This is a genomic window from Bifidobacterium sp. ESL0825 (genome assembly GCF_052606465.1).
Window position 1 is genome coordinate 1,488,926 of sequence record NZ_CP199589.1, and the last position, 24,956, is coordinate 1,513,881.

Consider the following 24,956-nt stretch of genomic DNA (forward strand, 5'->3'; position numbering starts at 1 on the left):
CGGAGCCCCATCCTCAGGCAACTTGACCTCCGGATCAATCCATAAGCCCCAACCGAAAGAGAGCCAGCCATGGAACACCAAGCCAGTCGTCCTGTACCATTGATCCCTTTCCGTGTCTGCGTATCCAGAGCGGAAACGCTCTCGCCCCACTTCAAGCGGATCGTCTTCCAAGGGCCGGATCTGCGGGATTTTGCAGATGCCGGGTACGATGAACGAATCAAAATCCTCCTGCCCCTCCCTGACGGATCCCTTCCGGCTCCTTCCTTCTTCAAAGCATCCCCTGAAGATCCGCTCGCATGGTACCAACAGTGGAGAGCCCTGCCCGCAGAGAGCCGCAACCCCCTGCGCACCTATACGGTTCGCAAGGTCAGGCCCGAAAGCGAGCAAATAGATGTGGACTTCGTCATCCACGATCATCCTGGCCCGGCCGGAGCCTTCGCAGAGGCTGCCAGACCTGGCGACCAGGCCATCATCATCGGCCCTAATGCACAGGCCGAAGGACCGGTCGCGGGGATGGACTTTCACCCAGGTCAATCCAGACATCTTCTCCTAGTAGGCGACGAGACGGCGGTACCAGCCATCGCCGCCATAATGGACAGCCTGATCCGCGACCACTGGCAGGGTGACGGGGTGGCATTGATCGAGGTCCCGACCGAAGAGGATCGTCTTCCGCTGCCCGAGCACGCAGGAATCCGCGTCATTTGGACGACCTGCGACGAATCCGGGCATGGACATGCCCTTATCGAAGCCATGCGCAGCCTCATGGAGGACCTGCCGATCCATTCACCTACGGCCGCAGCTGCTGAAGCCCCCAAGGAATTCACAGAGGTCGATATCGATAAGGAGCTGCTCTGGGAGACTGCCGATGCCGCCCAGGCGGATGCCTCCATTCATGCCGACGACCTGTACGCCTGGATCGCCGGGGAGGCAGCCACCGTCCGCGAACTGAGACGGATGCTGGTCAGAGACCGGGGGATGGACCGACGCAGCGTATCGTTCATGGGATACTGGCGTCAGGGCCGCAGCGAGATGTCCTGACCTCCCGGCCTCATGTATGTGGCTAACCTCGCCCTTGCTAGCCTTTGAGCCCAGAGAGAGCGACCGCACAAGCCACTTTGAACGTGTGAGTGTCAGGTCATGGGCTTACGAATAAAATCCGCCACAGCATCTTGCGGGCTTTTCTGAGCAAATCACAGGCCCTGCTTGCTGCATAGCGGATTGCAAGTAAAACAACCCGATCCGGTTCTGATGAGTCAGTCCCTGTCAGATGAGCCACAGTACTCCCGGAAGAAGTTGGCGATCAATTGGTGACCATACTGACTGCCGATACTTTCGGGGTGGAATTGGACCCCTTCCATGAGCGATCGACCACGTCTCAGGCCCATCACATACCCGTCCAGAAGCGAGCGCGCACTGATCTCCAGATCGGCGACCTGCCCGACCGAGGCCTCATCGGCAACCAGGGAATGGTACCTGGTCACCTCAAAGGTGTCGGGTAACCCTGTGAAGCAGCCCCTCCCGTCGTTTCTTATCCGGCTCACCTTACCGTGCTGGCGGCTGGAGGCCCTGACCACCTGGGCTCCGGCATGTACTGCGATGGCCTGCATGCCCAGGCAGATGCCGAATACCGGCTTCCGTCCCGCAACCCGGTCAAGGAGCTCCAGGTATCCGCAGTCCTCCGGATGGCCCGGTCCAGGGCCCAGGATGACCGCATCGAAGGTGAGTGGATCCACCTCGGCAAGGTGGTTCACCCGGACAATGGTCGTATCGGCGCCCAACAGGTCCACGTAGTTCTTGACCACATAGACGAAACTGTCGAAGGCATCAACCAGCAAGACTCTCATGGGCCAGCTCCTTTCCGGTGATGGCCAGATAGGCCGAGCTCATCTTCTTCATGGTCTCCTGCCACTCGCTTTCCGGCTGAGAATCCTCGACGATCCCGGCCGAGGCGCGCAGGTGATACCTGCCGGAATGGTAGGAGGCCGTCCTTATGCACAGCGCCGTCAGGACCTGGCCGTCAAATCCGAGGAAGCCCACCGCCCCGGCATATACCCCGCGCGAACTGACCTCGGTCTCCTCGATGATCTCCACGGCGCGCACCTTGGGGGTTCCTGTCATGGTGCCGGCGGGGAAGGCGGCCGAGAAGACGTCGTACTTGTCCAGGCCAGGCCGGATTCGACCGACCACATCCGAGACCATATGAATGACGTGGGAGTAAACCTCGGTGGTCATCAGCCGGTCCACCTCCAAGGATTCGGGTGTGCAGCACCTGGCTACGTCGTTGCGCCCCAAATCCACCAGCATCAGGTGCTCGGCCCGTTCCTTGGGGTCGCCGGTCAGCTGCCTGATGGCCGCCTGGCGGGCCTCATCATCTCCGGGATTGCCGACAGTTCCGGCGATGGGCCTCAGGGTTATGTCACCATCAGGGGTCAGCCCGATGAAGAGCTCGGGGCTGGCGCCGATGACATGTACCCCTTGGGGAGTCACAAAATAGTACATATAGGGGGACGGGTCCTGCCGACGCAGCCGTTGGTAGACCTGGAAGGGCGGAATCCTGGAGTCCACCTGAATCTCATGCCCGAGCTGGAGCTGGTACACATCTCCCTGGGCTATGTGCTCCTTGCCCTTGGCAAACCACCGATAGAAGAGGTCCCGGTCAATCGTGTCATGGGCCTCATATGGATAGTCCGGCCCAATGCCGTCCTGGATGCCGTTCTTGGCAGCATCCGATTCAGGAGATTGCCCCGGCGATACGTCGGATTGGAGTAACCCCAGCACATTTTCTAAGGACGTGGATCCATGCCCAGTCTTGCCGCCCTCGATTGCTGCAGTCTGTACCTGCCCATCAGATTGTGCAGAAGATCCGCGCTCTCGCAAATTGTCCCCGCCCTTTGGAATGCCGCACTCGGCAGTATCCTCTTCGGCATGAATCAAAGTGGCGCAGTGGTCTCCGGCCTTCAGATCCAAAGTGATGATTCCCCGATACAGGGTCAAGGAAATGACCGGCAAGGCCGCGTCCCTTGGTATGCGCTCCTCCAGATCCTCGATCATGAAGATGGTGTCATACCCGAAGTAGCCGAACCAGCCCATTCCGAAGGGGCCTTCGTGGTCGCCGCTGATGGCGAAGGAGGATTCCAGCCGCCTCAGCACTGCAAAGACTTCCTGGATGCCGGAGACCGGAAGATGGACCACTCCCTGCTCAATCCGGTCAAAGGGCCTCAGAATTCCTGTCAGCTGAGGATTGCCCAAAGGGTCGATGGTCATGACGTGGTCTGTCACGCTCACGGTCAGCATGGGCTCGAATCCAATAACTGAGCGATTCCGGTCCTTATCGGGGCCGCTCAAAGACTCCAGAAGGAAGAGCTGATCCTCCCGATATCTGGTGCGCAGCCGCCTGTAGATGGCCAGAGCATTGAGGTCGTTGGAGAACCGGCGGGATTCCATAGTTACGTTGATAGTCATTAGAGCACGTCCTAGGTCAGATACTGCGGCTTGAAAACGGCATCGAAACCCCGCCCGATGCCGATTCTGTACGCCATAGATACGGATTTCCTATGGCAACATGTCCGCAGATAATAAAAGAGCAACCTCAAACACTGAGGCAGATATAGGAATCAGAAGAAGAACCGGCTAAAACATCAACGCCATCGGGCATCAACATAGAAGAAGGCACCCTTGGGCAACCAAGGCTTCAGTGATGTCGTTTTCTCCATGGCCACGATGCTAGAGCACCAGGATGCGAACGCCCAACCGATATCCATCATTCGGACGCAATCTGTTCATTTCAATAGATGCCGATGTCAGCGACGAAATCAGCCGTCTTTGACGATGCCATGGACGGTGGCATGCGTGACGCTTACCGCAAACTCAACAATTAAGCCTGCTTATCCGGTAATGACATGAACCTTCCTGATCGCTGATGCCCTATGCTCAACATGGCGAATGAAGGCAGATGCACTTCGTTGGCGTAAGCAGAGCGGCTCGGATTCCGATATGGCGTTGAAAGGACTTTCATAATATGGCTCATTCGCAGTGCCTACCTACTGGATTCGGCTAGAACATCCAACAATCCACCCTCTTATGCCTTATAAAATTTGATCCCTAAACCCATAATTCGACTATCCACAAGATATTCAGACATTACACAGAACGATTGCAACAGCCTTGTGCATCACAATGTCGGAAGAAAGGCTAGATTGACACTTGCCAAACAAGGTTGCTGGAGTAACACCTGAAAAGCAAGAAAGTGTATTGCACTATCTATGTGACTTACTACGCCGCCATTGAAGACGCCTGACACAGGTATCCCCACCGGTATTGCTGACCATAAATGCTAATCAAGCAGCACCGTCGATCCCCGCTGTATAAGACGACAAGGCAGATAGCGGATGCCATGGTGGGGCTTACCCCCTATGGCATCCAGAAGCATCTGTGCAGCCTGACTGCCGATTTCAATGGCGTTATTGTCAATGCTGGTAAGTTCTGGACGGGAAATGTCAACCAGCTCGCTCCAATTGTCATGTCCGATAACCGCGACATCTTCGGGAACCCGAATCCCGCGCTCCTTCAACACGTCAATGCAACCCCGCGCTATCTGGTCATTCTGACACACAACCGCATCAAAATCGACATCCTGATCGAGCAACAACCGAGTGGCCCCCCTTCCCCAAGAGCCGTCCCACTGACCGAATCGAACAGGACCCGCTGGCCTCAGGCCAGCTTCTTTGAGTGCAGTCATGGAGCCCTTGGTCCGGTCCTGTGATGCTGCGAAGGTTCCATCCCCACCAATTATGGCAATTTTGTGACGACCGCAGGAAATGAGATGGTTGACGGCCATTTTCCCGGCATCAACGTTATCGCACGTGATTGAAGCATCGCTCGGATCTGTAGAGGGAGCATAAGCGTACACTAAGGGTACATTCAAATCAGAACCCCAGGATGCACGGGGGTCGGTCTCCCTTCCCATCAGAATGAAACCGTCGACTTTCAAGGAAAGCAATTTCCTGACATGCAAAGCCTCCAAGGACGGATCGCCCCGAGCATTGGTCAGGAGAACCGAGAAGGACTCGGCCTCAAGGGTGTTCTCGGCACCGATCAGAATCTGAGTCGAGAACCGGCCTTGCATATCCGAGGTAACCAGTCCGACAGTTCCCGTAAGCCCGCTGACCAGCGACTGGGCAAGTTTATTAGGGGTATAGGCCAACTCACTGGCGATCCTCTGGACATGATTCCTGGTTCGTGCACTCACACGTGGATTATCATGAAGGGCTTTTGAAGCGGTGGCCACAGAAACCCCAGCCCGCTCCGCTACATCCACTAGTCTTGCAGATTTTTTTCTTGAGCCCTTTTCCATATTGCCCCCTGGATACATGCCGAAGCCGCTAATCTCAAACAAGTTTACTACTAGTGAAAACAGTTAGTTCATTTATTTCACAACGAGAAATAGAAACTCCAAATTGACATGTTTTTACTGATGTTATATATTGTGAAAAGGTTTGAACAGATTGAGCTTTTAGTCTACTAAAAAAGCGTCTATTCAAACCGGAATGTACATACAGGAAACCGCTCGAAGAAGAGTTCCGGGCATTGGAGGCCAATATGGTAAATCCTCGTACACCAATATCAATCACAAAACGCTTATGTCTTGGCCTGATGGCTTCTGTGCTCTGCATCGGCCAACTCGCCGCCTGCGGCAGCAGCAGCGAAGCCAACACAAAAAACATCACGGCCGACGGAACCGACGATGGAACCGAACTGGTCCTTTGGGTTCGCTCTGATAAGGAATCACAGGCTAAGAACGTGGTCAACCTGTACAACAAGTCCCATAAGAACTCCGTCAAACTCAAGCTTGTGCCCAGTGAAGATATGGAGGGAAAAGTAGGTAGCTCTTCCCAGACGGATTCTCTGCCAGATCTTCTGTCAGGAGACGTGGTGAGGATACCATACTGGGCTTCTGAGGGAATTTTCTCTGACATAACCAAGCAGATCAAGGGCCTAAGCAATCTTAAAGACCTGCAACAGGGGCATATCGACGCAGGTACGGTGGAAAACCGAAACTATACATTGCCTTTCTTCACCGATGTTTCAGTCATGGTTTGGAACAAAGATCTCTATAAACAGGCAGGCTTGGATCCCGAGAAGGGACCTGCAACAATTCAGGAATTCCAGCAACAAGCCAAGGCGGTTGCCGCGCTTGACCATGAGGGGGTTGCCGGAACCTATGTCGGCGGCCAATGCGGAGGAGCCGATATCTTTATGCTCTTCCCCATGGTTTGGGCCAGCGGAGACCAAGTCATGAATAAGGAAGGTACCAAATCCTTGCTAGATGGCCCCTCCGCTAAGAAGGTGTATGAAGCATACAGAGACCTGGCAGAGACTAAAAATGGAATCGGCGCAGGCGCCAAGGAAGAGAACTGTTCAACGTGGACGACCCCCTTCCTCAACGGCAAGATTGGTGTCATGCCATACTCCGGTACTGCCATTGCTTCCCTGATAAAGAACGAGCAGAATGGCGGATTCCACTTTGGCGTCGCTCCTATCCCAGGCACCAAGGAAGGCAAAGGATCGACTTTCTTAGGCGGAGATGCCATAGGCATCAGCAAGGATTCAAAGAAGACCGACCAGGCATGGAACTTCCTCAAGTGGCTGACAGGAGAAAAGGCGCAGCAAGGTGCCTTCGCTGACAAAGGTGACACGGCCGCAAATCTGAAAGTGCTCAAAAATGGGTACAGCCAATCGGATCCGCGGATACAGATCGAGAACAGCACTCTAGCAAATGGCCGCACACCAGTCTCTCCACATTTCAATGAAGCATTCAACGCTTCCGGATCACCATGGCAGATTCTTCTGCAGAATCAAATATGGGGAGATGCCTCAAAGCTCGAAGCCGACAATAAGGCGATAACGGCTGTCCTCAGTCAGTGATTGGCATACTCATCCGTCGACTCTTTGGTAAGGTGCCCTACGAAGTTGAAAACAGTAGGGTACCTTGCCATTGCTCATACCTTGAAGCTCATTGAAATCGCTTAATCCACAGCTAAAAGCGTCTGCAATACCCCACTCGTATATGCGCATTCTATCTGCATCCATGAAAGGAAACACAATGGCCGGTCAAAATACGCGGAATCCGGCACGCGGCAAAAGATCCAAAAATCATGGCTTGACTGATGTCGAAAAGGCCGAGACTAGACGAGGATGGCTCTACGCACTCCCTGATTGGGTGTTCATAGTCACCCTGCTCTTTATCCCATGCCTTCTCCTGGTCGTCATGGCATGTTCACGCTGGGGCCTAATGAGCGGAAGCCGGGGATTCAACTTCCCTGACAACTTCATAAAGGTATTCCAGCACCCATTACTCGACCAATCCATTGTTTTCACTCTCGAGTACACGGTCATCGTGACTGTGATCCTCCTGGCCTTGGGATTGGGATTGGCTTTGATCGTGCAGGAATCAAGCCGGTGGAACAGCATCCTCCGAACCTGCTTCCTTTTGCCTAGCGCCACAGGTCTGGCCTCCGCGTCACTTCTTTTCTACGCAATGTACTCTCCCCAGGTCGGCCCAGTAAGCGGCATCCTCAGTTTCCTGGGACTCATGAATCCGGGCGACTCGGTCCTTGCCACAGGGCGCAGCGCAATGTGGGCGACAATTGTCGTAATCGTGTGGCGTTTCTCCGGATACTACATGCTCCTCATGATGATCGGTCTACAGGCGATACCCGGTGACTTGTATGAAGCGGCCAGGATGGATGGGGCAAGCCCTCTGCGTATCTTCACGTCGATAACCCTGCCTTTGATGCGACCGACCATCATCATGTGTTTGGTCTACTGCGTAACAGGATCGATCCTTGCATTCGACCAATTTTTCATCATCACACGCGGAGGACCCAACAACTCCACCTTGACCGTTGTACAGCTCATTTACAGCTTCGCCTTTGAATCTAAGAAGGACCTAGGCATGGCCGCTGCCCTGTCGCTATGTGTGTTGATGGCCCTGATTGTATTGAATTCCATTCAGTTGCGCGGCATGCGCGATGATAACGACTGAAAGAAGCAGGTTATGTCTACACCTCGTTGGAAAACATACACGGCACGGATGCTTCAGGCCGTACTCGCTCTGATCTTCTTAGCGCCTCTTGTATGGGTGGTGGTCTGTTCCGTGTCTCCACAACCCGGATCATCGCAATCCTCAGGATGGGGATTCGCCAACTACCTTAAACTGGCCCATTACCAGGAAGGTCTACTGCACTATGTTTTGAATTCGGTGATCGTTACTGTCATTGCCGTAGTTTTCTCCGTTGTCGTTTGTACCTTGGCTGGGTATTCGTTCAGCCGCTTCCGTTATCCTGGAAGAAATCTGGGGTTCATGGTGACACTCAGCATACTGATGGTGCCTTATGCTTCCTTGCTGATTCCCATGATGGTTTGGTTCAAGAACATCGGCCTGAATGATTCCCTGGTCGGAGTAGGGCTTGTTCTGACGCTTTTCCAATTGCCCATGGGTACATTCATCATGCGCATCGCCTTCAATACGGTTCCGAAATCTCTGGAGGAAGCGGCCCTATGCGATGGTTGCAATTCTTTCACGGCCCTGGTTCGCATACTTGTCCCGTCCGTCCTCCCGTCCATGATCACAGTTGGGCTCCTAGCCTTCCTCGAAGCTTGGAACAACTTCATGATTCCCCTCTACCTGGTCGGTTCAGAGAACGCACCGTTGCCTCTTGCCATGGTCAACATGCGTTCCCAAGCCTTGGGCGCCATAGACTATGGCATAACCGAGGCAGGTGTTGTAGTCCTGATGATTCCTTGCGCATTTCTCTTCCTCGCCCTTCAGAAATACTATGTGCGAGGGTTCATGTCCGGAGCTGTCAAGGGATAAAAGTCCTTAGGAAGCAAAGCATCCGTCGCTCAACACACAAGGAAAATCATGTCAATCTCCAACAATATTTCAGTCGAAATCACCTCGGAATTCTGGAACAATTATCGACAACTGGTCGCGGAGAAAGTTCTGCCCTATCAGTGGTCGGTCATGGCCGACGAAAGGCAATACAGCACTCCCAAGGACCCTTCGTCGGGGCAAATGTCAGAACCCACGAGAGGCCATACACTACGTAACCTTGAAATTGCGGCAGGACTCAAATCGGGACACCACACGGGATACCAATTCCAGGACTCGGATCTCTACAAATGGCTGGAAGCTGTAGCCTATACTCTTCAATACCGGCACGATAACGAGCTGCGCACCCTGGCAGACCGACTCATTGATTTGATCGGCATGGCCCAGGACAAAGATGGATACCTAGTCACTCTTTTCCAAATTAACGCGCCAAAGGAGCGATTCCACAGACTCCGCCAATCACATGAGCTTTATACAATGGGGCACTACATCGAAGCTGCTACAGCCTATTACAGAAGCACGGGCAACGAAAAAGCCTTGCTCATTGCACGTGGCATGGCAGATTGCATTGATGCACATTTCGGCCCAGAAGATGGCAAGATACATGGAGTAGATGGGCATCCTGAGATTGAAATAGCCCTTCCTCGCCTTTATGAAGTGACCGGCGAGAGGCGGTACTTGCGACTGGCCTCATTCTTCATTCATGAACGTGGGCAAAATCCGGACTTCTTAGACGAGCAATTCCGTCAAGGCCCCAGTGGAATCCCAGTGCTTGATGACAACCGATTCGATCATACCTATTACCAGATAGACAAGCCCTTCACTCAGCAGGAATCCGCCAACGGTCATGCCGTAAGGCTAATTTATCTATGCATCGGGGCAGCCATGATAGGCCGACTGACGAATGATACATCACTGATTCAAGAGGCTCAAAAACTCTGGACAGATATCGTCCATCGCCGGATGTATATCACTGGCCAAGTGGGTTCCACACACCAGGGGGAAGCCTTCACTTACGATTACGACCTGCCCAATGGGACGATGTATGGAGAATCTTGCGCCTCGGTGGCTATGGCGATGTTCGCCCGCAGGATGCTTCAGATTGATCAGCGCAGTGAATACGCCGATATCCTAGAAAAGGAGCTGTTTAACGGAGCTATCAGTGGGATGTCCCTGGACGGCTCGCATTTCTTCTATGTCAACCCTCTTGACGCAGATCCCGAAGCATCAAGATATAACCCCGACTATGCTCATGTGCTCACACATCGTGCTGAATGGTTCGGCTGTGCCTGCTGCCCATCGAACATTGCCCGGTTAGTTGCCTCTATTGATAAATACATCTATGTTGTCGATCGTCATAATGGCATGGATATCATTTATTCCCATCAATTTATAGCCAACCGGACAAAGTTTGACCACGGAATCGTCATCAAACAGCAAAGCGACTTCCCTCGAACAGGAGAGATCAGATTCGAAATTGACAACCCAGAGAAGGCCCAATTCTCCTTTGCCATACGCATACCGTCCTGGTCGCAGAAGCGCTATACCGTTGTAAGGGACAGTCAGCCTATCACAACAAAGCCATATCAAGGCTTCGTATTTATAGAAATCGGACCTGATGATGATCATGTATCAGTGTCACTCACACTGGATATGGAACCCAAGGCTATGGTCGCCTCATCAACCGTTCGAGCGGACTCCTACAAGGTGGCATTCATGCGTGGCCCCCAGGTTTTCTGCGCCGAAAGCGTTGACAACGACCAACCGCTCCATAGGTATCGCGTCACCCATGAAGCCCTGAGCTGGCCGGGCAACGAAGTGAAAACCAAGTATCAGAAAGATCTACTAGGCGGTGTTATGACCCTAAAAGTGCCATGTGAACTACAGGAGAATACCTCGTCGAATTTATACGAATCGTATGATTCAGCCCAAGAATCGATAGTCAGCCAAAAATCGACAATGACACTGATCCCCTATTATGCCTGGGCTAATCGCGCCGAAGGAGCGATGAGCGTCTGGCTGCATGCAGATTTGTAGACTGCACCTTTCAACCAAGCACCTGTCGAAGTGCCATTCCATCTTGACGTTCTCAGACAGAATGGCACTTCGGCCATGACAATTAACCATAGCTGTCATCCTCGGATCTGCGTATACCTCGGTCAACCCTCTATTAGGGCTCTGAATGCTGTGATTCAGGTGCGTCAGAAGAATCGTGGTACTCACGAAAATAGCCATCACCCAACTATGAAAATTAATCCACGAATGGGTGCGTTATGAAATCTGGAAAGCCAAGGCACGTGCCCCGACCTGATGCAGAATGATGACAACAAACGGAAGAACTTGATATCGGTTGGCCTATTGAGGTCCATCCTGAAGAAAGACGCAATCAACTGCTCACTTAGGCTGGGGATCATTCTTATAAAACAACGATAAAGAAAAGTTCTGTCTCATATTCACAGAACACATCTTCACCATGCAAGCAGAGGAGGCACCGTCGAGTTCTTAGGCCCGACGGTGCCTTATAAGGCAAGAAAGGCTCAGGCGGAAGCCTCCTGTATAGCTTTTCTTAATCCCTGATCTTTGCCCTGACGCGCGAAGAGGGGTATGACGTCCAAGGGGGCTTCAACCGTCTGCCATGCACCACCATGGTAAATCTGGCCGTCAGAGAGATTCTCCCATATGGTCTCTTCCCCGCCTGGCAGGTAGACTTCCCTCGAACGCGCCCCCGCCTGAACCACAGGAGCCACCAATATATCCGGTCCGAACATGTACTCATCGCTCAACCTGGCAGCCCTGTGATCTTGAGGGAACTCGTAGAAGAGACCCCGTACGATAGGGTCGCCATCTTTGTGGGCCTGGTCAAATAGCTCACGGAGGTAGGGGCGCATCTTATTTCGAATGGTGATGTACTTTACGAGAATGGCCTCAACCTCCTTACCCATGGACCATGGCTCGTTATCAGCGCCAGAATAGAACCGTGGTGAACCATCCTGGGCCCTGACGACCTCCTTGAACTCCCCCTCCTCTTTCAAAAGCCGTTCATGCGGAGCATCCAAGGCGGCAAGTGATGGGTCATCGGCATGTGGGTGGGAAAGACTGCGGTTGCCGTGGTTCCGCATAACAGGGAGGAAGCAGGAAAATTGAGACCAGCGGATGAATAGTTCTTTGAATTGGGGGTCTTCGATGTCCCCGTCGTGGAAGCCGCCCATGTCGGTGGTGAACCAGGGGATGCCAGCCATGCCCATGTGGATGGCACAGGTGATCTGCGCCTTCAGATCCTGGAAGGAGGACCCCACATCCCCCGACCAGACCAGCGCCCCGTACCGCTGCGAACCAGCCCAGGCGCACCGGGTCAGATTCACGATCCGGCCCTCCCGGCCCGCCTCCAGCTGACCCTCATAAAAGCCCTTGTTGTACTCCAGGGGATAAATGTTCCCCACCTCCACATTGGGCCCGGCATAATACCGGTAATTGTCGAAATCATACGTCCCGTACTCAGGCTCAGCCTCATCCAGCCAGAACGCATCCACCCCCTTGTCCGCATAATTGCGCTTGCAAAGATCCCAAACAAACCTACGAGCATCAGGATTAGTCACATCGACGAAAGTACAGGGCTCCCAGCACATCATAGCTATATCTTCGCCTTTTTCAGCATGGATCAGCAGGTTGTTCTGCCTCATTAGATCATAGTTTTCGCTGGATAGTGCTACTTGTGGCCAGACGGAGACCATGACCTTGACGCCCTGGGCATGCAGCCGCTCGCACATGCCCTCAGGGTCAGGCCAGAACTCATCCTCAAACCGGTAATCGCCCATATGCGGCCAATGGAAGAAGTCCACCACCACAACGTCCAACGGGATCCCACGACGACGGAACCCCTCCACCACATCCTCCACCTGACGCTGATTCCAATAGCGCAGCTTGCACTGCCAAAAACCCAACCCCCACTCAGGCATCACCGGCGCATGCCCCGTCACATCCGCATACCGACGCACCACAGCCCGCGGCGACGAACCCGCCGTCACCCAATAATCAATCTGCCGCGTCGAAGCCGCGCACCACCTGGTCCCATTCGATGCAAACGACACCCGGCCAACCGCCGGATTATTCCACAAAAACCCATACCCCGCACTCGACACCACAAACGGCACCGACGCCTGCGAATTCCGATGCGCCAACTCAAACGAACACCCCTTCAAATCCAACCGATCCTGCTGATACTCGCCCATCCCATACAAACACTCATCATCAGGAGCATGAAAAGTAACAGTAGCCCGATAATCACCACCCGATATGGACTGGTAGTCTCTGGCTTTCAGGTTCAACGAACCCCCGTTATCACTCTCTTCAAAAAGGAATTTTCCCTCCTTGTTGAAGAACCGGAGTCTACAAGTGGCAACTCCATATCCACGAGAGCCGTTCCACTCATACCCTCCTTCCGCAATTAGTCGGATATCACCGACGGTCACCGTAGCCCGATCCTCATCTGGAAAGATCTCGATACTGGAATTAGCTGGGCCCTTGCAGGGTAGGAGGGCCCAATCCTGATCCAACGAGATCGGGCTCATCATAGAAGCACGGACGCGCAGCCCCTGACCCCATGGTTCGATCCTCAGATATTCCCCATCCCCTGTCCAGAGAAGGGCCTTACCGTCTTCTGTTGTCTTGAATTGCGTCATGATCTCTCCAAACTTTGTATATTAAATGAAATTTGCTTATTGAATCCGAGTTCTACGGAACGCCAAGTCGGTCGGATTGTACGGCTCAAATTTCATCAGTCCTTAATGGCTCCGGCAGTAACGCCGGCTGCCACATATTTCTGTGCTACCAAGAGAAGAACAGCCGTAGGAACGGAAGCCATAACGGCAGTTGCCATCAACGGGCCCCACTCCTCGTTATTGGCGGAAATGAAATCATAGATGCCCATGGTTATGGGCCTCATTTTGCCGCCTCCTGCATTGAGCGTCGAAGCGAACATGAAGTCCGACCAAGACCAAAGGAAGGCGAAAAGGGATGTCGTCACTATAGTGTTCCGGGACAACGGTATGACGATCTCCATGAATATCCGCCAATTTGAAGCCCCATCGATTTTAGCCGCCTCGATCAAAGACTTAGGCATAGTTTGCATAAAAGCAGTCTGCAGGATGACCGCGAAGGGAACTGATAAGGTACTGTCAGCCAGAATTAGCCCTGGAATGGAGTCAAGCAACCCCAAGTCATTGAAGATCTGATAGAAGCCCAATGACATAACCACAGCCGGTATCATCTGGGCCAGGATCAGGATGAAGTTCATACTGCGACTGCCGGCGAAGTTCAGGAAGCTCAGAGCATAGGAAGCCGGGAGAGCTATGATAAGCGTCACAATGACCACACTGAAAGCTATCAAGAGCGAAGTGCCTAGGTAGGGCAACTGGGTATGAATCATGGCCGAATAGTTGGAGAGTGTGAAATCCTTGGGGTACAGATCCGCCGCTCGAATCGATCTGCGCTGGGTGAAGGATATGTTGATCATCCAGTAGAGCGGGAAGAGCATAACCATTGTTATCAGGATCGCAATCAACGTTTTCCACCATGTAGGACGTGGTTTCATGACAGTTCATCCTCCTTTTTCTGTGCCCAGAGGTAGATGAATGCAAAGATGAGGGCCACCAGGATCAACACCGTCCCTATAACGGATGCCTCCGAGTACTTGATTGTCATGTTGCTGCCTTTGGCGAAAGCCAATGCATAGGCCCAGGTAGCAAGGGTCTGGGAGGTACCAGTACCCTGGGTCATGATCCAAATAATGTCGACGGTCTTTAGGGTATAGACGAAGCCCAGCATAAGGGTAATGAGAGTCACTGGCCGCAAGAGGGGGAAGGTAATTTTCCAGAAGCGTTGCCAGGCATTTGCTCCGTCAATCGCGGCAGCCTCGTAGAGGTCTCCGTTAATGTTCTGCAGACCCGCATAGAGGATTACTAGGTTGAAAGGTATTCCAAGCCAGATGTTGGCGATGATCACAGACCACAGTGAATGATCTGCCTGCAGCCACCAAATCGGGTCGACTCCAAATAGACCCAAGAACTTGTTAACAATTCCGTTGTCAGCATCCATCATCCACTGCCAGACCGTTCCTGAAACCATTGGGGGCAGAAGCCAAGGGACCAGGAAAATGCCTCTTAAGAAGGAGGATAGATGGAACGATTGGTTGAAAAAAACAGCCAGGGCCAGTCCGAGAGTGTACTGAACGGCAATGGAGGCGACCACAAAGATAAGAGTGTGCAGAAGAGTGGTCCAAAATTCGTTTGAAGAGAGCACCTCTTTATATATATCCAGCCCAGCAAAGGGGGCACCTCCGGTCACAAAGGTTCGGCGGGTATACCTATGCAGGCTCATGGAGATGTTTTGCAGGAGGGGGGCGACGTAGAAGAGGATCAAATAAATGCAGAGTGGGAGCGCGAACCCCCAAGCCGCAAGGCGGGTGAACCGCCATGGTCTCCTCGTAGTTGAGGATTGGAAGGAAATCATGTTTTTCTTTCAAAAATGGAAATCAGGAATATACCAGTTGAAGCAAAGCCTCTCTTGCTGGGCAGAAGAGGCAATCAGCAGACCCAGAATCTGAATCTGGACGAAGTGAACAAATACGGTAGGCGACTGTTCCAATCCGACACAGGAATCGGCTTTCGACCCCTTGCCGGCATCAAGTGGATAGCCTCAAGTGCTTGAGGGCTATCCACCATATTCGGAATTCACCAGTCACAAGTTGCTTTACTGGCTGAGAGTCGCTCTACCGAATAATCATGGACTTACTTGTTGAGGGCGGCTTGAAGTTTCTTGGAGAGGTCGGAAGAAACGTTCTCGTATTTAAGCCCCAGTCGGGTGGTGCGTCCTTGGGCGTTAGCCGCAGGTTGGTCCCAGCTCTGCAAGTAGGCCTGGTCCTTTAACTGTTGTTCTCTTACTGCTTTTTTAGAAGCAAGATACCCAGTAGATTCACTGGCCTTGAGAAGGTCACGACCCGTCAAGCAATTCAGGAATTGAGCAGCAGCCTTTTGCTTGGTCTCATCACCCTTCTTATGGAAGGGAAGGACCAGGAACTCGCCACCCGCCGGCACCTTAGCCGGCCCACCATTCTTAGCAGGGATGGAAAGCACTCCGTAACCTTTCTTGGAGGCACTCTCCGCCTGCCAAGAGCCATTCTCAGCGAAACCATACTCACCGCTCATGAAGACATCCCAAGCAGCTGACTGGTTATTCGTGGTGGATGATTTTGGAGCCCACCCGTTCTTAACCCACCCTGAAAGGAGGTCGCGAGCATCCTGGGCAGCTTGAGAGTCAGGATTTTCCAGATCCCCGCCTGCGCCCCAGAACCAAGGAAGGTACTGAAAAACTCCTTCCTCAGTGGCTATCCCTGAGAATGAAATACCTTTAAAACCTGCTTGGACTACCTTCTGGATGGCCGCATTAAGCGAATCCCAATCCTTGATGCCAGCCGGATCGACCCCGGCCTTCTGTAAAATATCTGGTTTGTAGTACAAGCCCAAGGTATTGACACCGTAACTGACTCCGTAAGTCTTGCCGTCGATGATTCCTGGTGCCGCTATGTTCTTATCGAATCCGCTGGTATCAACGCCTGCTTCTTTCATGTCGACCACCATTCCTGAATCAACGGCGGTTGGCATGGATGGATTGTCGATCATAGCGATATCAGGCGCATTGTTCTCTTTGACTGCGATGGTCAGAGGATTCATTGTCTCGTCCTGAAGCTGGCGCTTTATCGTGTATCCCTTGGGTGCGCATCCCTGAACGGCCTTGCCCCATGGGGAGTCATCCTTCCGTTCTGGATATCCATCTAGAAACACAAGTTCCTTGTCATGAGCATCGGAGCCCCCCCCCCCCCCCCCGCCACAAGCGGACAGGCCTCCGCAAGCTAGAACCAGTGACACCAGTGTTGCCAATGCCTTCGTTTGTTTTGTTACCATTTGTTTCTCTTTTCTGCGACACCAAAACACGCTTCATCGCGAGTGTTTAAGGATGAATACAGGACGGATCTTATTTAATCAATCCGTTGCACAAAATAAGATAGCGCTAATCACAGCTGCCTGCAATTCTCTGTTCCTCCAAACGCCTAAAAGGGCAAAACAGCATTAATATTTGACAAATAAGTATCATTGGTTGGTTAGCTCAGTACCGATGGGATTGCCGGTAGGCTCTTGGCGTCGTTCCCATCTCCTGTTTAAATCGACGGTTGAAATTGGCAACATTGCCAAATCCGCTTCGAGCTCGAATACTGGCAATGGGCAAGTCGGTCGTGACCAGGAGGCGGGATGCTCGGGAGATGCGCAGCCTACGGACCATGTCGGAAAAGTTGATTCCTGCAGCCTTCTTAAAGAACCTGGAGAAGGCCGATGGACTCATCGAAACAACCTCTGCGGCCCCGTTCAGGCTTATCTGGCCCGCAATATGTGAATTGACATAGGCCAGGACCTGATTGATCCGGTTAGCCGCATCTACTGAAGCATCAGGCTCATAGCCCGGAGTGACCATGGTGGACCATTCATTGCTCGGAGCTTGCACGAAGACTCTGAATATCTCCAAGAGGTCAATCAGCCGGTCAAGTTCACGGTGATTCCCCATATCCATCAGTATCGTGGCGACCCGGACGGCGGATTGACCGGAAAGTACGATCGCCTGATGTCCCCTCTGCAGGAGAGCCGAAATCTGGCCAGCCTCAGGAAAGATCCGCGCAAGGGCCTGGATACGGTTGGGATGAACCTGACAAGCCACATCCCTGTGCGAGATGACTGTGCCTGCAGTCAGATCAGAAATCCAATTGTGTGGCACATTGCTTCCCAAAAGCGAGACCTGTCCTGGAGAAAAAGAGACCATGCCGTCACCGGCCATCATGTAGCCTCTACTTTCTCTGATCAAATGGATCTCTATCTCCGGGTGATAATGCCACCGGGCCAGAGCGGACGGGTAGCCGTGCTCCAGCCAACGGATTGATTCATCTCCTCGTGGCACCACAACCTCAAGTGCCCCGCGATCAACTGCGCTGTCTCTCATGTATATGTAAACCTCCGCTGCAATCTGACACTATCAAGTGCAACAAAGCTATCGAAAGCCTATTCGTGCTGTCCTTCCCCCGCAGATCAAATTAGAAGTCAAAATAATACCACTATTGGTTATAGGGCAATATATTCATCCCATCAGTGACGCATAGTATGGAAGCAAGTTGTCAATGACGATGTAAATCCAACCCCCTTTTTAGCCCGGTTAAAGGAGCAGCAAATGAAAGCGGTCGTTTTAGAGAAACAAGGCATCATCAAGGTGCGGGATGTCCCCGATCCACCCGCACCCGGATCTGGCGAATTGCTCATAGCTCCTCATACCGTTGGCATATGCGGCTCAGACTTGCACTACTACTTACACGGTAGAGTGGGCAAGTACGTCGTGCAAAAACCGATGATCATCGGACATGAGGCCTCAGGGACTGTTCTTGAAGTCGGACCCGGGGTCAAAGGGTTCAGGGTCGGCGATAAGGTGGCGATGGAACCCGGAATCCCTGATATGAATTCCAAAGCCTCCAAGCTGGGACTATACAATATTGACCCCTCTGTCCGTTTCTTTGCAACTCCGCCCGTTGATGGCTGCCTCTGCGAAAAAATTGTTCACCCCGCAGCCTTCACCTACAAGTTGCCAGAGAATATGTCCTACGCAGAAGGAGCCCTCTTAGAGCCCCTTTCAGTAGGAATGTGGTCTGCTACCAAGGCCAGGATAAAACCAGGCGACACCGGAGCAGTGAGTGGAGCAGGAACCATTGGGCTGATGACGGCGGCTTCGGCTATGGCCGGGGGATGCGCGCGCGTCCTAGTGTCCGACTCATCCCGCGTTAAATTGAACCTAGCTGCCCAAATCCCTGGAGTCATTCCTGTGGACATCAACCAAGACAGCCTTCTGGACCGAGTCATGGATGAGACAGACGGATGGGGAGCAGACCGTGTCTTCGAAGCATCTGGAAACCTCAATGCCTATCAGGAGCTCTGGAAACTGGGAGCGCCGGGCAACACTACCGTTATCGTCGGCATCCCAGCCGAAGGAATCGTCCCTATGGATATTACCGAGGTCCAGGCCAGGGAGACCCGTATAGAGAACGTCTTTAGGTATGCCAATGTTTATCAGAAGTCCATTGATCTAGTTTCAGCAGGAAAAATTAACCTGACGCCCTTCATCTCCCGAACCTACAGAATGGATCAGGCCCAGGAGGCCTTCGACAGGGCAGCCCAGGGGCACCAGGAGGATGTCAAAATCCAGATAGAGCTACCCGATTTCAAGGAAGCTGCCGACAACGCACAACCCGGAGCACAGGAACCTGGGGATGAGTCATGAAGGCACTTGTTCTAAAAAACCCACAAGAACTGGACCTGGAGGATGTGCCCACGCCCCACATTGGCAGCCGCGAAGTCCTAATCCGCACTGCTTATGCGGGTATTTGCGGCACCGACCGTGATCTGTATCTGGGTCTTCCTGGTTCAGCTAAAGCTGATCCGCCCATCATACTAGGCCACGAGAATTCAGGCCGGATCGCATACGTCGGAAGCCAGGTGACCGGTCTAGCGGTTGGGGATAATGTGGCCGTGGATCCCAACATCTACTGCCACCAGTGCAACTACTGCCGAAGCGGGAAACCCGGGCTTTGCAGTCACTTGTCAGCTATCGGTGTAACCCGGAACGGGGGGATGGCGGAATACTTCTCGGCCCCTGCTGAAGTAGTCTACAAAGTACCCAATGGAGTCGCGCTGCGAGAAGCATCCATGATGGAACCAATCTCCTGTGCGGTCCACGGCGTAAATCTCATGGCATTGCGACCCAATCAGAAGGCACTGGTCATCGGGGACGGCTTCATGGGACAGCTCTTCGCCCAGATTCTTCAATGCTATGGTCTGGTCCAGGTGGATCTAGCCGGCATCAGTGCTGAGAAACTGGCCTTAGGCAGACGTTTGAGCAACATCCACGCCACGTACAAGACTGACTGCGAGACTCTGCCTGTCGAGGCCTATGATCTGGTCGTGGAGGCCGTTGGCCTTCCAGCCACACAGGCGCAGGCCATCCAAGCGTGCAGACGTGGTGCCCAGGTCCTCATGTTCGGGGTGGGCGCCCCCGATGCCCACTTCACCATGAATACCTATGATATTTACCAGAAAGAACTGACCATCAAAGGATCCTTCATCAATCCCCTCTCCTGCATGGATGCCATCAGTCTCCTAGAATCCGGGCGGTTGAATATAAGTGACCTGATTAGTCACGAACTGAAACTGGAACAAGTTCCTGAACTCATGGAAGGCAAGATTGGTGAAACGACCAAGGCATTGGTCACATTCCCGAATTGACAAGAACTGCTGAAACAGCCCTAACATGCTATCAAGTACCTTAACCCTCAAGGAGGAGTCATCACTATGCAAAACATGTCGGCTTTCACCACTGACTTCCAGCACTCGGGCATGATCGCCCGCGATCTGGACGAGACCATCGACTTCTACACGAACAAACTCGGGTTCGAGCTGGTCGGCATCTACCCCAACGGAGAGAACCGCTGCGCCTTTCTGCGACTGGGCCATCTGACCATCGAAACCTGGGAGGGCGAGCCTGCGCCCATGCGCACCGGAGCCATCAACCATTGGGCGCTGGATACGCCAGACATCGATGCCGCCTACAAGCATGCCCTGGAGATGGGATTGACCATCAGAGAGGACTCCATCCAGTCCATTCCCACCTTCTGGCAGCACGGAATCCGCTACTTCAACGTCATCGGCCCCAACCGGGAGACCATCGAGTTCTGCCAGATTCTCTGAACGCCATTCGATCAGGCTGCAAGAAGACATAGCCTGACGTGCGAATCCTGTATACAGCGAGCGTAGAGCTCCATACGGGCAATCCCATGTGAGTAATGAGACACATTTATCTGCAGCTTGCAAGGAACTGAATTCACCTGAATTTCCCTAGAAACCAGCCACTTTCGACACAAAACCCCTTTCAATGCGACCCGTATTCCTCCACTAAAATGAGCATTGCGTCCAATGCGGGGCGCCTGATAATGAAAGAAGTTTCTCATGACGAACATTGAGAATGTCACGGTGGCCGGCGGTGGAGTGCTGGGCAGCCAGATCGCCTTCCAATCAGCCTTCAAGGGCAAGAAAGTCACAGTCTACGACATCAATGATGAGGCCATTGCAGCGGCGGAGCAGCGGATCAAGAACCGTCGTGACCTCTACAAGCGGGACATCAACGCCACCGACGAGCAGTTCGATGCAGGCTTGAACAACCTGAGCTACAGCGCAGACCTGGCTGAAGCCGTCAAGAACGCCGACCTGGTCATCGAAGCCGTCCCCGAGAAACCCTCCATCAAGCACAACTTCTATCAGAGCCTGGCCAAGGTAGCCCCTGAGAAGACCATCTTCGCCAGCAACTCCTCCACCTACGTGCCCAGCACCTATGCCGCAGACACCGGTCGTCCAGCTAAGTTCCTCTGCCTTCACTTCGCCAATCACGTGTGGCGCATGAACACCGCCGAGATTATGGGCTCCGACCAGACCGACCCCGACATCTTCAACGAGATCGTGGACTACGCCAAGGAAATCGGCATGGTCCCCATCCCGCTCCACAAGGAGCAGCCCGGGTACATCCTCAACAGCCTGCTGGTCCCCTTCCTGGAGGATGCCGGCTATCTCTGGGGCAACGACATAGCAGACCCTGAAACCATCGATAAGACCTGGATGATCGGCACTGGCTCGCCCGTTGGCCCCTTCGGCGCCTATGACGCGGTCGGCCTGCGGACCATTTACAACATCATCGAAGAACAGAAAGGCGACGACCCCGACTTCAGGCCCTTCCTGGAGAAGGTCAGGAAGATGCTCGACGAGGGGAAGACCGGCAGTGACGCAGGCCACGGATTCTATGACTATCCGAACCCGCGTTACAAGGATGAGGACTTCCTCAAGGCCTGATCGCCTGTCTGCCGAATCTGTGAGCCAGGTCCCGTCCAAGACCTGGCTCTACTATGGAAGAACGTATCCAAGGATGGATACCACAAATGAAAGAGGTTTCTATGACGAACATTCATAATGTCACGGTTGCCGGCGGTGGGGTGCTTGGCAGCCAGATCGCCTATCAATCAGCCTTCAAGGGCAAGAAAGTGACGATCTACGACATCAACGATCAGGCTGTGGCAGCCGCAGAGGAGCGTGTCAAGAACCTGCGCGATTCCTACAAGCGCGACATCAACGCCACTGATGAGCAGTTCGATGCCGGACTGAACAACATGTCCTTTACCGCCGACATGGCCGAGGCTGTCAAGAACGCTGACTTGGTCATCGAGGCTGTCCCCGAGAAGCCTTCCATCAAGCACAACTTCTACCAGAGCCTGGCCAAACTGGCGCCCAAGGACACCATCTTCACCAGCAACTCCTCCACCTACGTGCCCAGCACCTTCGCACCCGACACGGGCAGGCCGGACAAGTTCCTGAACATGCACTTTGCCAACCAGGTCTGGCTGAACAACACCGCAGAGATCATGGGCTCCGAGCAGACCGACCCCAAGGTCTTCAACGAGATCGTGGACTATGCCAAGGAAATCGGCATGGTCCCCATCGTCCTGAAGAAAGAGCAGCCCGGATACGTCCTGAACACCCTTCTCATCCCCCTGCTCAACGCCGCCGCCCACCTCTGGGGCCACGACATTGCAGACCCGGAGACCGTGGACAAGACCTGGATGATCGGCACGGGCGCCCCCATGGGGCCCTTTGCCATCTTTGACGTTGTGGGGCTGCGGACGGCCTTCAACATCACCAAGGAGCAGCAGGGCGACAACCCTGACTTCAAGCCCTTCATGGATAAGATCCAGAAGATGATGGACGAGGGCAAGACCGGCAAGGACTCCGGACAAGGCTTCTACACCTATCCCAACCCCGCCTTTGCTGATCCAAACTTCCTGAAGGCCTGACAGGAGCTAGGCTCTTCCTAAGAACAAAGAACCCGACCGTCTTCAGGGACACGCCATAATGGGTGGACCTGTAAGACGGCCGGGTTCTCTTCGCTTTTTAAGCCATGACAACAGTTCCCGCTATGCACAATTATGCACACTGCATAATACGGACCCGATTCCGCTAACAGGCATCTCGGGGCCTCACAAAATTGTATGAGACGCTTCGTGTGACGAGAGTTATCAGCGCACTCTGTTGAGCGTATCCCGAATATGTTGAAGAGTAGGAAGATCTACACTGCCCTTAGCTGTAGCTTCTTGAATTTCATTGATGGCCCGGGAATAGAAGAGGCCAGTCGCCGCGTCGGGCACCAGAGGCAGGGATTCGACCTTACGCTGAATTTGACTGCTGATATCAGTCACCTCCTTGTCATTCGGATCCAAACACGAATCAAGGAAGAGCACCTGAGATTTCAGCTGTGCACGATTGGCGACCTTTTCGTCCCTCACGACCTGCTGGCGAACCGTATGCACGTTGGCTGTAATGTTGCCGACCCACAAGGAAATGACCACGATGGTGAGCAAAACTTCGACCAGGAGGGGGATGAAAAATCCACTAGGCAATATGTGCCTCAAGGTGAGATTCCCGGACCACCAGGGGGCATTCCAAGCTGAAAAGTAGAAAATCGCAATAATACCCTGAATCAGATAACCAACAGCCGGAAATACCACATTCTCAGCTATCAGACGGTAATAAAGATTTTCATTCCTTGATGCAGCATCGTCATCGCTACGCGACTGAGCCACCCAGCACAAAACAGTGAACAACAATAGGAAGAGCATCACTATCCACTGAGCGGGAGGGGCAAAGCCATAGGTACCAATTTCGGCCATGAAAGCCGCACAACCTATGAGCGTCAGGACCGTTGCAAAAATCGAAACTAGATACTTCATTCAAGTCACCTACATTTCCTTGAGTATGTCGGCCTTTTTAGCCTCATACTCCTCTTGGGAAATAAGCTCTTTCGACAGCATTTCCTTCAGTCTGCTCAACCGCTCTACAGGGTCGACGGAGGCCGGTTGAGGAGCTGCTTGTGCCTGTCCCATCGCCTGATTGACCATGTTGGGAATGACCTGACCCATGCCGGCTCCCATGGTCAATCCCATACCCGCCCCTAGGAGAGCTCCACCGTCAGAGCCAGGATTGGACGCGGCACCATTCATGGCATTCAAAACCTGAGCCTGCTGATAGTTGGTGCCATAAGTCTCATACGCAGACTGCTGGCCCTGCGCATATGCCGCTTCGCCTTGCCCCTGGGCCATACGCCCATAGAACTGCTCGCGATTCTTGGATACCAGCTCCTGGGCTTCCTGTCTGGCTTCATTGTCGACAATGTCAATTGCGGAAATGCTGAAGTTCAGTACTTTCATGCCGTATTCAGCAGCAATAGGCGCGATTTCATCCTCTATTGTCTTGGCATAGGTTACAGCATTGGCAGGCACCGAGATTAGGGGCCCCTCCCATTTGGTCAGCTCAGTGGTCAAGATAGAAACGATGTGGCCAAGGAACTGGTTGCGGAAGTAGTCGGTAATCGACTCCTGATCGGTCAGATCATAGTTATTGCCGATCAATTGAGTAAGAAAAATGCCACAGTCGTCAACTTTGATGCGATAAGCGCCTCTTGCCCTCACCTCAGTTTCAACGCCGATTCCTTGGAACTGATCGCCAAGAGCCTTGTCGTAGACCTTGATAGGTGTCTGTGTGCCCCACTTGATTTCCCTGCTGGTCGCTGTACGAACAAAATAGACCAGCGAGTGGAACGAAGAGACTCCGCCGGACAGACTGTTCCTCAAACGGGATATAAAAGGATAATTGGCACTAGTCAGGGTATAACTACCTGGATCGAAAATTTGCTCGATCGTACCCTGATAGACGAAGATGGCCTTTTCTCCAGGACCTACCACCAAGGTGGTCCCGTTGTTGAAGTCTTCTTCGGGGTTTTTGAATATGAGTGTGTCGTTATCTGAACGGTTCTTGATGACGTCGACAAAGTGCTTCTCACCGCCTGCAAAAGCGGCTTCATTGGAGTTGCGCTTGAATACAGCCAT

At 53.1% G+C, this 24,956-nt stretch carries 20 protein-coding genes; 10 read left to right on the forward strand and 10 right to left on the reverse strand.

Going from position 1 to position 24,956, the window contains the following annotated elements; genetic code table 11:
* Positions 1-69 precede the first annotated feature (69 nt).
* Positions 70-1,038: a siderophore-interacting protein gene (locus ACUIAG_RS06445; RefSeq protein WP_445339401.1), complete on the forward strand. Its 969-nt coding sequence runs from the start codon at positions 70-72 to the stop codon at positions 1,036-1,038.
* A gap of 215 nt (positions 1,039-1,253) precedes the next feature.
* On the opposite strand, the gene ACUIAG_RS06450 is transcribed toward ACUIAG_RS06445, so the two are convergent.
* From ACUIAG_RS06450 to ACUIAG_RS06460, 3 genes are all read right to left on the reverse strand, one after another.
* Entirely contained in the window at positions 1,254-1,844 is a 591-nt protein-coding gene (locus ACUIAG_RS06450) for an anthranilate synthase component II (protein WP_445339402.1), read from the reverse strand.
* The gene (locus tag ACUIAG_RS06455; RefSeq protein ID WP_445339403.1) at positions 1,825-3,462 is read right to left on the reverse strand and encodes an anthranilate synthase component I family protein; all 1,638 of its coding nucleotides are present in this window, start codon (positions 3,460-3,462) and stop codon (positions 1,825-1,827) included. The genes ACUIAG_RS06450 and ACUIAG_RS06455 overlap by 20 nt, the downstream gene beginning before the upstream one ends.
* 871 nt (positions 3,463-4,333) lie before the next feature.
* Complete coding sequence (locus ACUIAG_RS06460) at positions 4,334-5,353, reverse strand: LacI family DNA-binding transcriptional regulator (protein ID WP_445339404.1); 1,020 nt, start codon at positions 5,351-5,353, stop codon at positions 4,334-4,336.
* Positions 5,354-5,598: 245 nt separating this feature from the next.
* On the opposite strand from ACUIAG_RS06460, the gene ACUIAG_RS06465 reads away from it, so the two are divergent.
* From ACUIAG_RS06465 to ACUIAG_RS06480, 4 genes are all read left to right on the forward strand, one after another.
* Positions 5,599-6,924, forward strand: coding sequence for an ABC transporter substrate-binding protein (locus tag ACUIAG_RS06465; RefSeq protein WP_445339405.1), 1,326 nt, complete (start codon positions 5,599-5,601; stop codon positions 6,922-6,924).
* 178 nt (positions 6,925-7,102) lie between these two features.
* On the forward strand, positions 7,103-8,044 hold the full coding sequence (locus tag ACUIAG_RS06470; protein WP_445339406.1) for a carbohydrate ABC transporter permease: 942 nt from the start codon (positions 7,103-7,105) through the stop codon (positions 8,042-8,044).
* A 12-nt stretch (positions 8,045-8,056) separates the two neighbouring features.
* Positions 8,057-8,875, forward strand: coding sequence for a carbohydrate ABC transporter permease (locus ACUIAG_RS06475; protein WP_313838585.1), 819 nt, complete (start codon positions 8,057-8,059; stop codon positions 8,873-8,875).
* 48 nt (positions 8,876-8,923) lie between these two features.
* Positions 8,924-10,930, forward strand: a complete 2,007-nt coding sequence (locus ACUIAG_RS06480) for a glycoside hydrolase family 127 protein (RefSeq protein WP_445339407.1) — start codon at positions 8,924-8,926, stop codon at positions 10,928-10,930.
* A gap of 500 nt (positions 10,931-11,430) precedes the next feature.
* On the opposite strand, the gene ACUIAG_RS06485 is transcribed toward ACUIAG_RS06480, so the two are convergent.
* The 5 genes from ACUIAG_RS06485 to ACUIAG_RS06505 form a co-directional block, all read right to left on the reverse strand.
* Positions 11,431-13,572: a glycoside hydrolase family 31 protein gene (locus ACUIAG_RS06485; protein ID WP_445339408.1), complete on the reverse strand. Its 2,142-nt coding sequence runs from the start codon at positions 13,570-13,572 to the stop codon at positions 11,431-11,433.
* Between the two features lie 95 nt (positions 13,573-13,667).
* Positions 13,668-14,483, reverse strand: coding sequence for a carbohydrate ABC transporter permease (locus ACUIAG_RS06490; RefSeq protein ID WP_313838589.1), 816 nt, complete (start codon positions 14,481-14,483; stop codon positions 13,668-13,670).
* Entirely contained in the window at positions 14,480-15,268 is a 789-nt protein-coding gene (locus tag ACUIAG_RS06495; protein WP_313841302.1) for a carbohydrate ABC transporter permease, read from the reverse strand. The genes ACUIAG_RS06490 and ACUIAG_RS06495 overlap by 4 nt, the downstream gene beginning before the upstream one ends.
* 410 nt (positions 15,269-15,678) lie before the next feature.
* Positions 15,679-16,851: an extracellular solute-binding protein gene (locus ACUIAG_RS06500; RefSeq protein WP_445339409.1), complete on the reverse strand. Its 1,173-nt coding sequence runs from the start codon at positions 16,849-16,851 to the stop codon at positions 15,679-15,681.
* 202 nt (positions 16,852-17,053) lie between these two features.
* Positions 17,054-17,935: a helix-turn-helix domain-containing protein gene (locus ACUIAG_RS06505; RefSeq protein WP_445339410.1), complete on the reverse strand. Its 882-nt coding sequence runs from the start codon at positions 17,933-17,935 to the stop codon at positions 17,054-17,056.
* Positions 17,936-18,160: 225 nt separating this feature from the next.
* Between ACUIAG_RS06505 and ACUIAG_RS06510 the strand changes: the two genes are divergently transcribed.
* The 5 genes from ACUIAG_RS06510 (at position 18,161) to ACUIAG_RS06530 (ending at position 22,868) form a co-directional block, all read left to right on the forward strand.
* Positions 18,161-19,258: an NAD(P)-dependent alcohol dehydrogenase gene (locus ACUIAG_RS06510; RefSeq protein ID WP_445339411.1), complete on the forward strand. Its 1,098-nt coding sequence runs from the start codon at positions 18,161-18,163 to the stop codon at positions 19,256-19,258.
* Positions 19,255-20,259 carry a zinc-dependent alcohol dehydrogenase family protein gene (locus ACUIAG_RS06515; protein WP_445339412.1) on the forward strand — a complete coding sequence of 335 codons (1,005 nt, stop codon included), beginning with the start codon at positions 19,255-19,257 and terminating at the stop codon, positions 20,257-20,259. The genes ACUIAG_RS06510 and ACUIAG_RS06515 overlap by 4 nt, the downstream gene beginning before the upstream one ends.
* A 75-nt stretch (positions 20,260-20,334) precedes the next feature.
* Positions 20,335-20,721 (forward strand): VOC family protein, encoded by a 387-nt coding sequence (locus tag ACUIAG_RS06520; RefSeq protein ID WP_396166022.1) that lies wholly within the window; start codon positions 20,335-20,337, stop codon positions 20,719-20,721.
* A gap of 258 nt (positions 20,722-20,979) precedes the next feature.
* Entirely contained in the window at positions 20,980-21,873 is an 894-nt protein-coding gene (locus tag ACUIAG_RS06525; protein ID WP_445339413.1) for a 3-hydroxyacyl-CoA dehydrogenase, read from the forward strand.
* Between the two features lie 101 nt (positions 21,874-21,974).
* Positions 21,975-22,868, forward strand: coding sequence for a 3-hydroxyacyl-CoA dehydrogenase (locus ACUIAG_RS06530; RefSeq protein WP_445339414.1), 894 nt, complete (start codon positions 21,975-21,977; stop codon positions 22,866-22,868).
* A gap of 222 nt (positions 22,869-23,090) precedes the next feature.
* Here ACUIAG_RS06530 and ACUIAG_RS06535 read toward each other — a convergent pair whose 3' ends face one another.
* Positions 23,091-23,801 (reverse strand): hypothetical protein, encoded by a 711-nt coding sequence (locus tag ACUIAG_RS06535; protein WP_445339415.1) that lies wholly within the window; start codon positions 23,799-23,801, stop codon positions 23,091-23,093.
* A 9-nt stretch (positions 23,802-23,810) separates the two neighbouring features.
* The gene (locus ACUIAG_RS06540; protein WP_445339416.1) at positions 23,811-24,956 is read right to left on the reverse strand and encodes an SPFH domain-containing protein; all 1,146 of its coding nucleotides are present in this window, start codon (positions 24,954-24,956) and stop codon (positions 23,811-23,813) included.

What these genes read in the sequence shown, in the direction of transcription:
- ACUIAG_RS06460 (WP_445339404.1), bottom strand. Translation starts at nt 5,353, where the DNA reads ATGGAAAAGGGCTCAAGAAAAAAATCTGCAAGACTAGTGGATGTAGCG.
- ACUIAG_RS06470 (WP_445339406.1), top strand. Translation starts at nt 7,103, where the DNA reads ATGGCCGGTCAAAATACGCGGAATCCGGCACGCGGCAAAAGATCCAAA.
- ACUIAG_RS06455 (WP_445339403.1), bottom strand. Translation starts at nt 3,462, where the DNA reads ATGACTATCAACGTAACTATGGAATCCCGCCGGTTCTCCAACGACCTC.
- ACUIAG_RS06490 (WP_313838589.1), bottom strand. Translation starts at nt 14,483, where the DNA reads ATGAAACCACGTCCTACATGGTGGAAAACGTTGATTGCGATCCTGATA.
- ACUIAG_RS06445 (WP_445339401.1), top strand. Translation starts at nt 70, where the DNA reads ATGGAACACCAAGCCAGTCGTCCTGTACCATTGATCCCTTTCCGTGTC.
- ACUIAG_RS06465 (WP_445339405.1), top strand. Translation starts at nt 5,599, where the DNA reads ATGGTAAATCCTCGTACACCAATATCAATCACAAAACGCTTATGTCTT.
- ACUIAG_RS06475 (WP_313838585.1), top strand. Translation starts at nt 8,057, where the DNA reads ATGTCTACACCTCGTTGGAAAACATACACGGCACGGATGCTTCAGGCC.
- ACUIAG_RS06525 (WP_445339413.1), top strand. Translation starts at nt 20,980, where the DNA reads ATGACGAACATTGAGAATGTCACGGTGGCCGGCGGTGGAGTGCTGGGC.
- ACUIAG_RS06520 (WP_396166022.1), top strand. Translation starts at nt 20,335, where the DNA reads ATGTCGGCTTTCACCACTGACTTCCAGCACTCGGGCATGATCGCCCGC.
- ACUIAG_RS06515 (WP_445339412.1), top strand. Translation starts at nt 19,255, where the DNA reads ATGAAGGCACTTGTTCTAAAAAACCCACAAGAACTGGACCTGGAGGAT.
- ACUIAG_RS06495 (WP_313841302.1), bottom strand. Translation starts at nt 15,268, where the DNA reads ATGAGCCTGCATAGGTATACCCGCCGAACCTTTGTGACCGGAGGTGCC.
- ACUIAG_RS06530 (WP_445339414.1), top strand. Translation starts at nt 21,975, where the DNA reads ATGACGAACATTCATAATGTCACGGTTGCCGGCGGTGGGGTGCTTGGC.
- ACUIAG_RS06500 (WP_445339409.1), bottom strand. Translation starts at nt 16,851, where the DNA reads ATGGTAACAAAACAAACGAAGGCATTGGCAACACTGGTGTCACTGGTT.
- ACUIAG_RS06535 (WP_445339415.1), bottom strand. Translation starts at nt 23,801, where the DNA reads ATGAAGTATCTAGTTTCGATTTTTGCAACGGTCCTGACGCTCATAGGT.
- ACUIAG_RS06480 (WP_445339407.1), top strand. Translation starts at nt 8,924, where the DNA reads ATGTCAATCTCCAACAATATTTCAGTCGAAATCACCTCGGAATTCTGG.
- ACUIAG_RS06450 (WP_445339402.1), bottom strand. Translation starts at nt 1,844, where the DNA reads ATGAGAGTCTTGCTGGTTGATGCCTTCGACAGTTTCGTCTATGTGGTC.
- ACUIAG_RS06505 (WP_445339410.1), bottom strand. Translation starts at nt 17,935, where the DNA reads ATGAGAGACAGCGCAGTTGATCGCGGGGCACTTGAGGTTGTGGTGCCA.
- ACUIAG_RS06510 (WP_445339411.1), top strand. Translation starts at nt 18,161, where the DNA reads ATGAAAGCGGTCGTTTTAGAGAAACAAGGCATCATCAAGGTGCGGGAT.
- ACUIAG_RS06540 (WP_445339416.1), bottom strand. Translation starts at nt 24,956, where the DNA reads ATGGCTGTATTCAAGCGCAACTCCAATGAAGCCGCTTTTGCAGGCGGT.
- ACUIAG_RS06485 (WP_445339408.1), bottom strand. Translation starts at nt 13,572, where the DNA reads ATGACGCAATTCAAGACAACAGAAGACGGTAAGGCCCTTCTCTGGACA.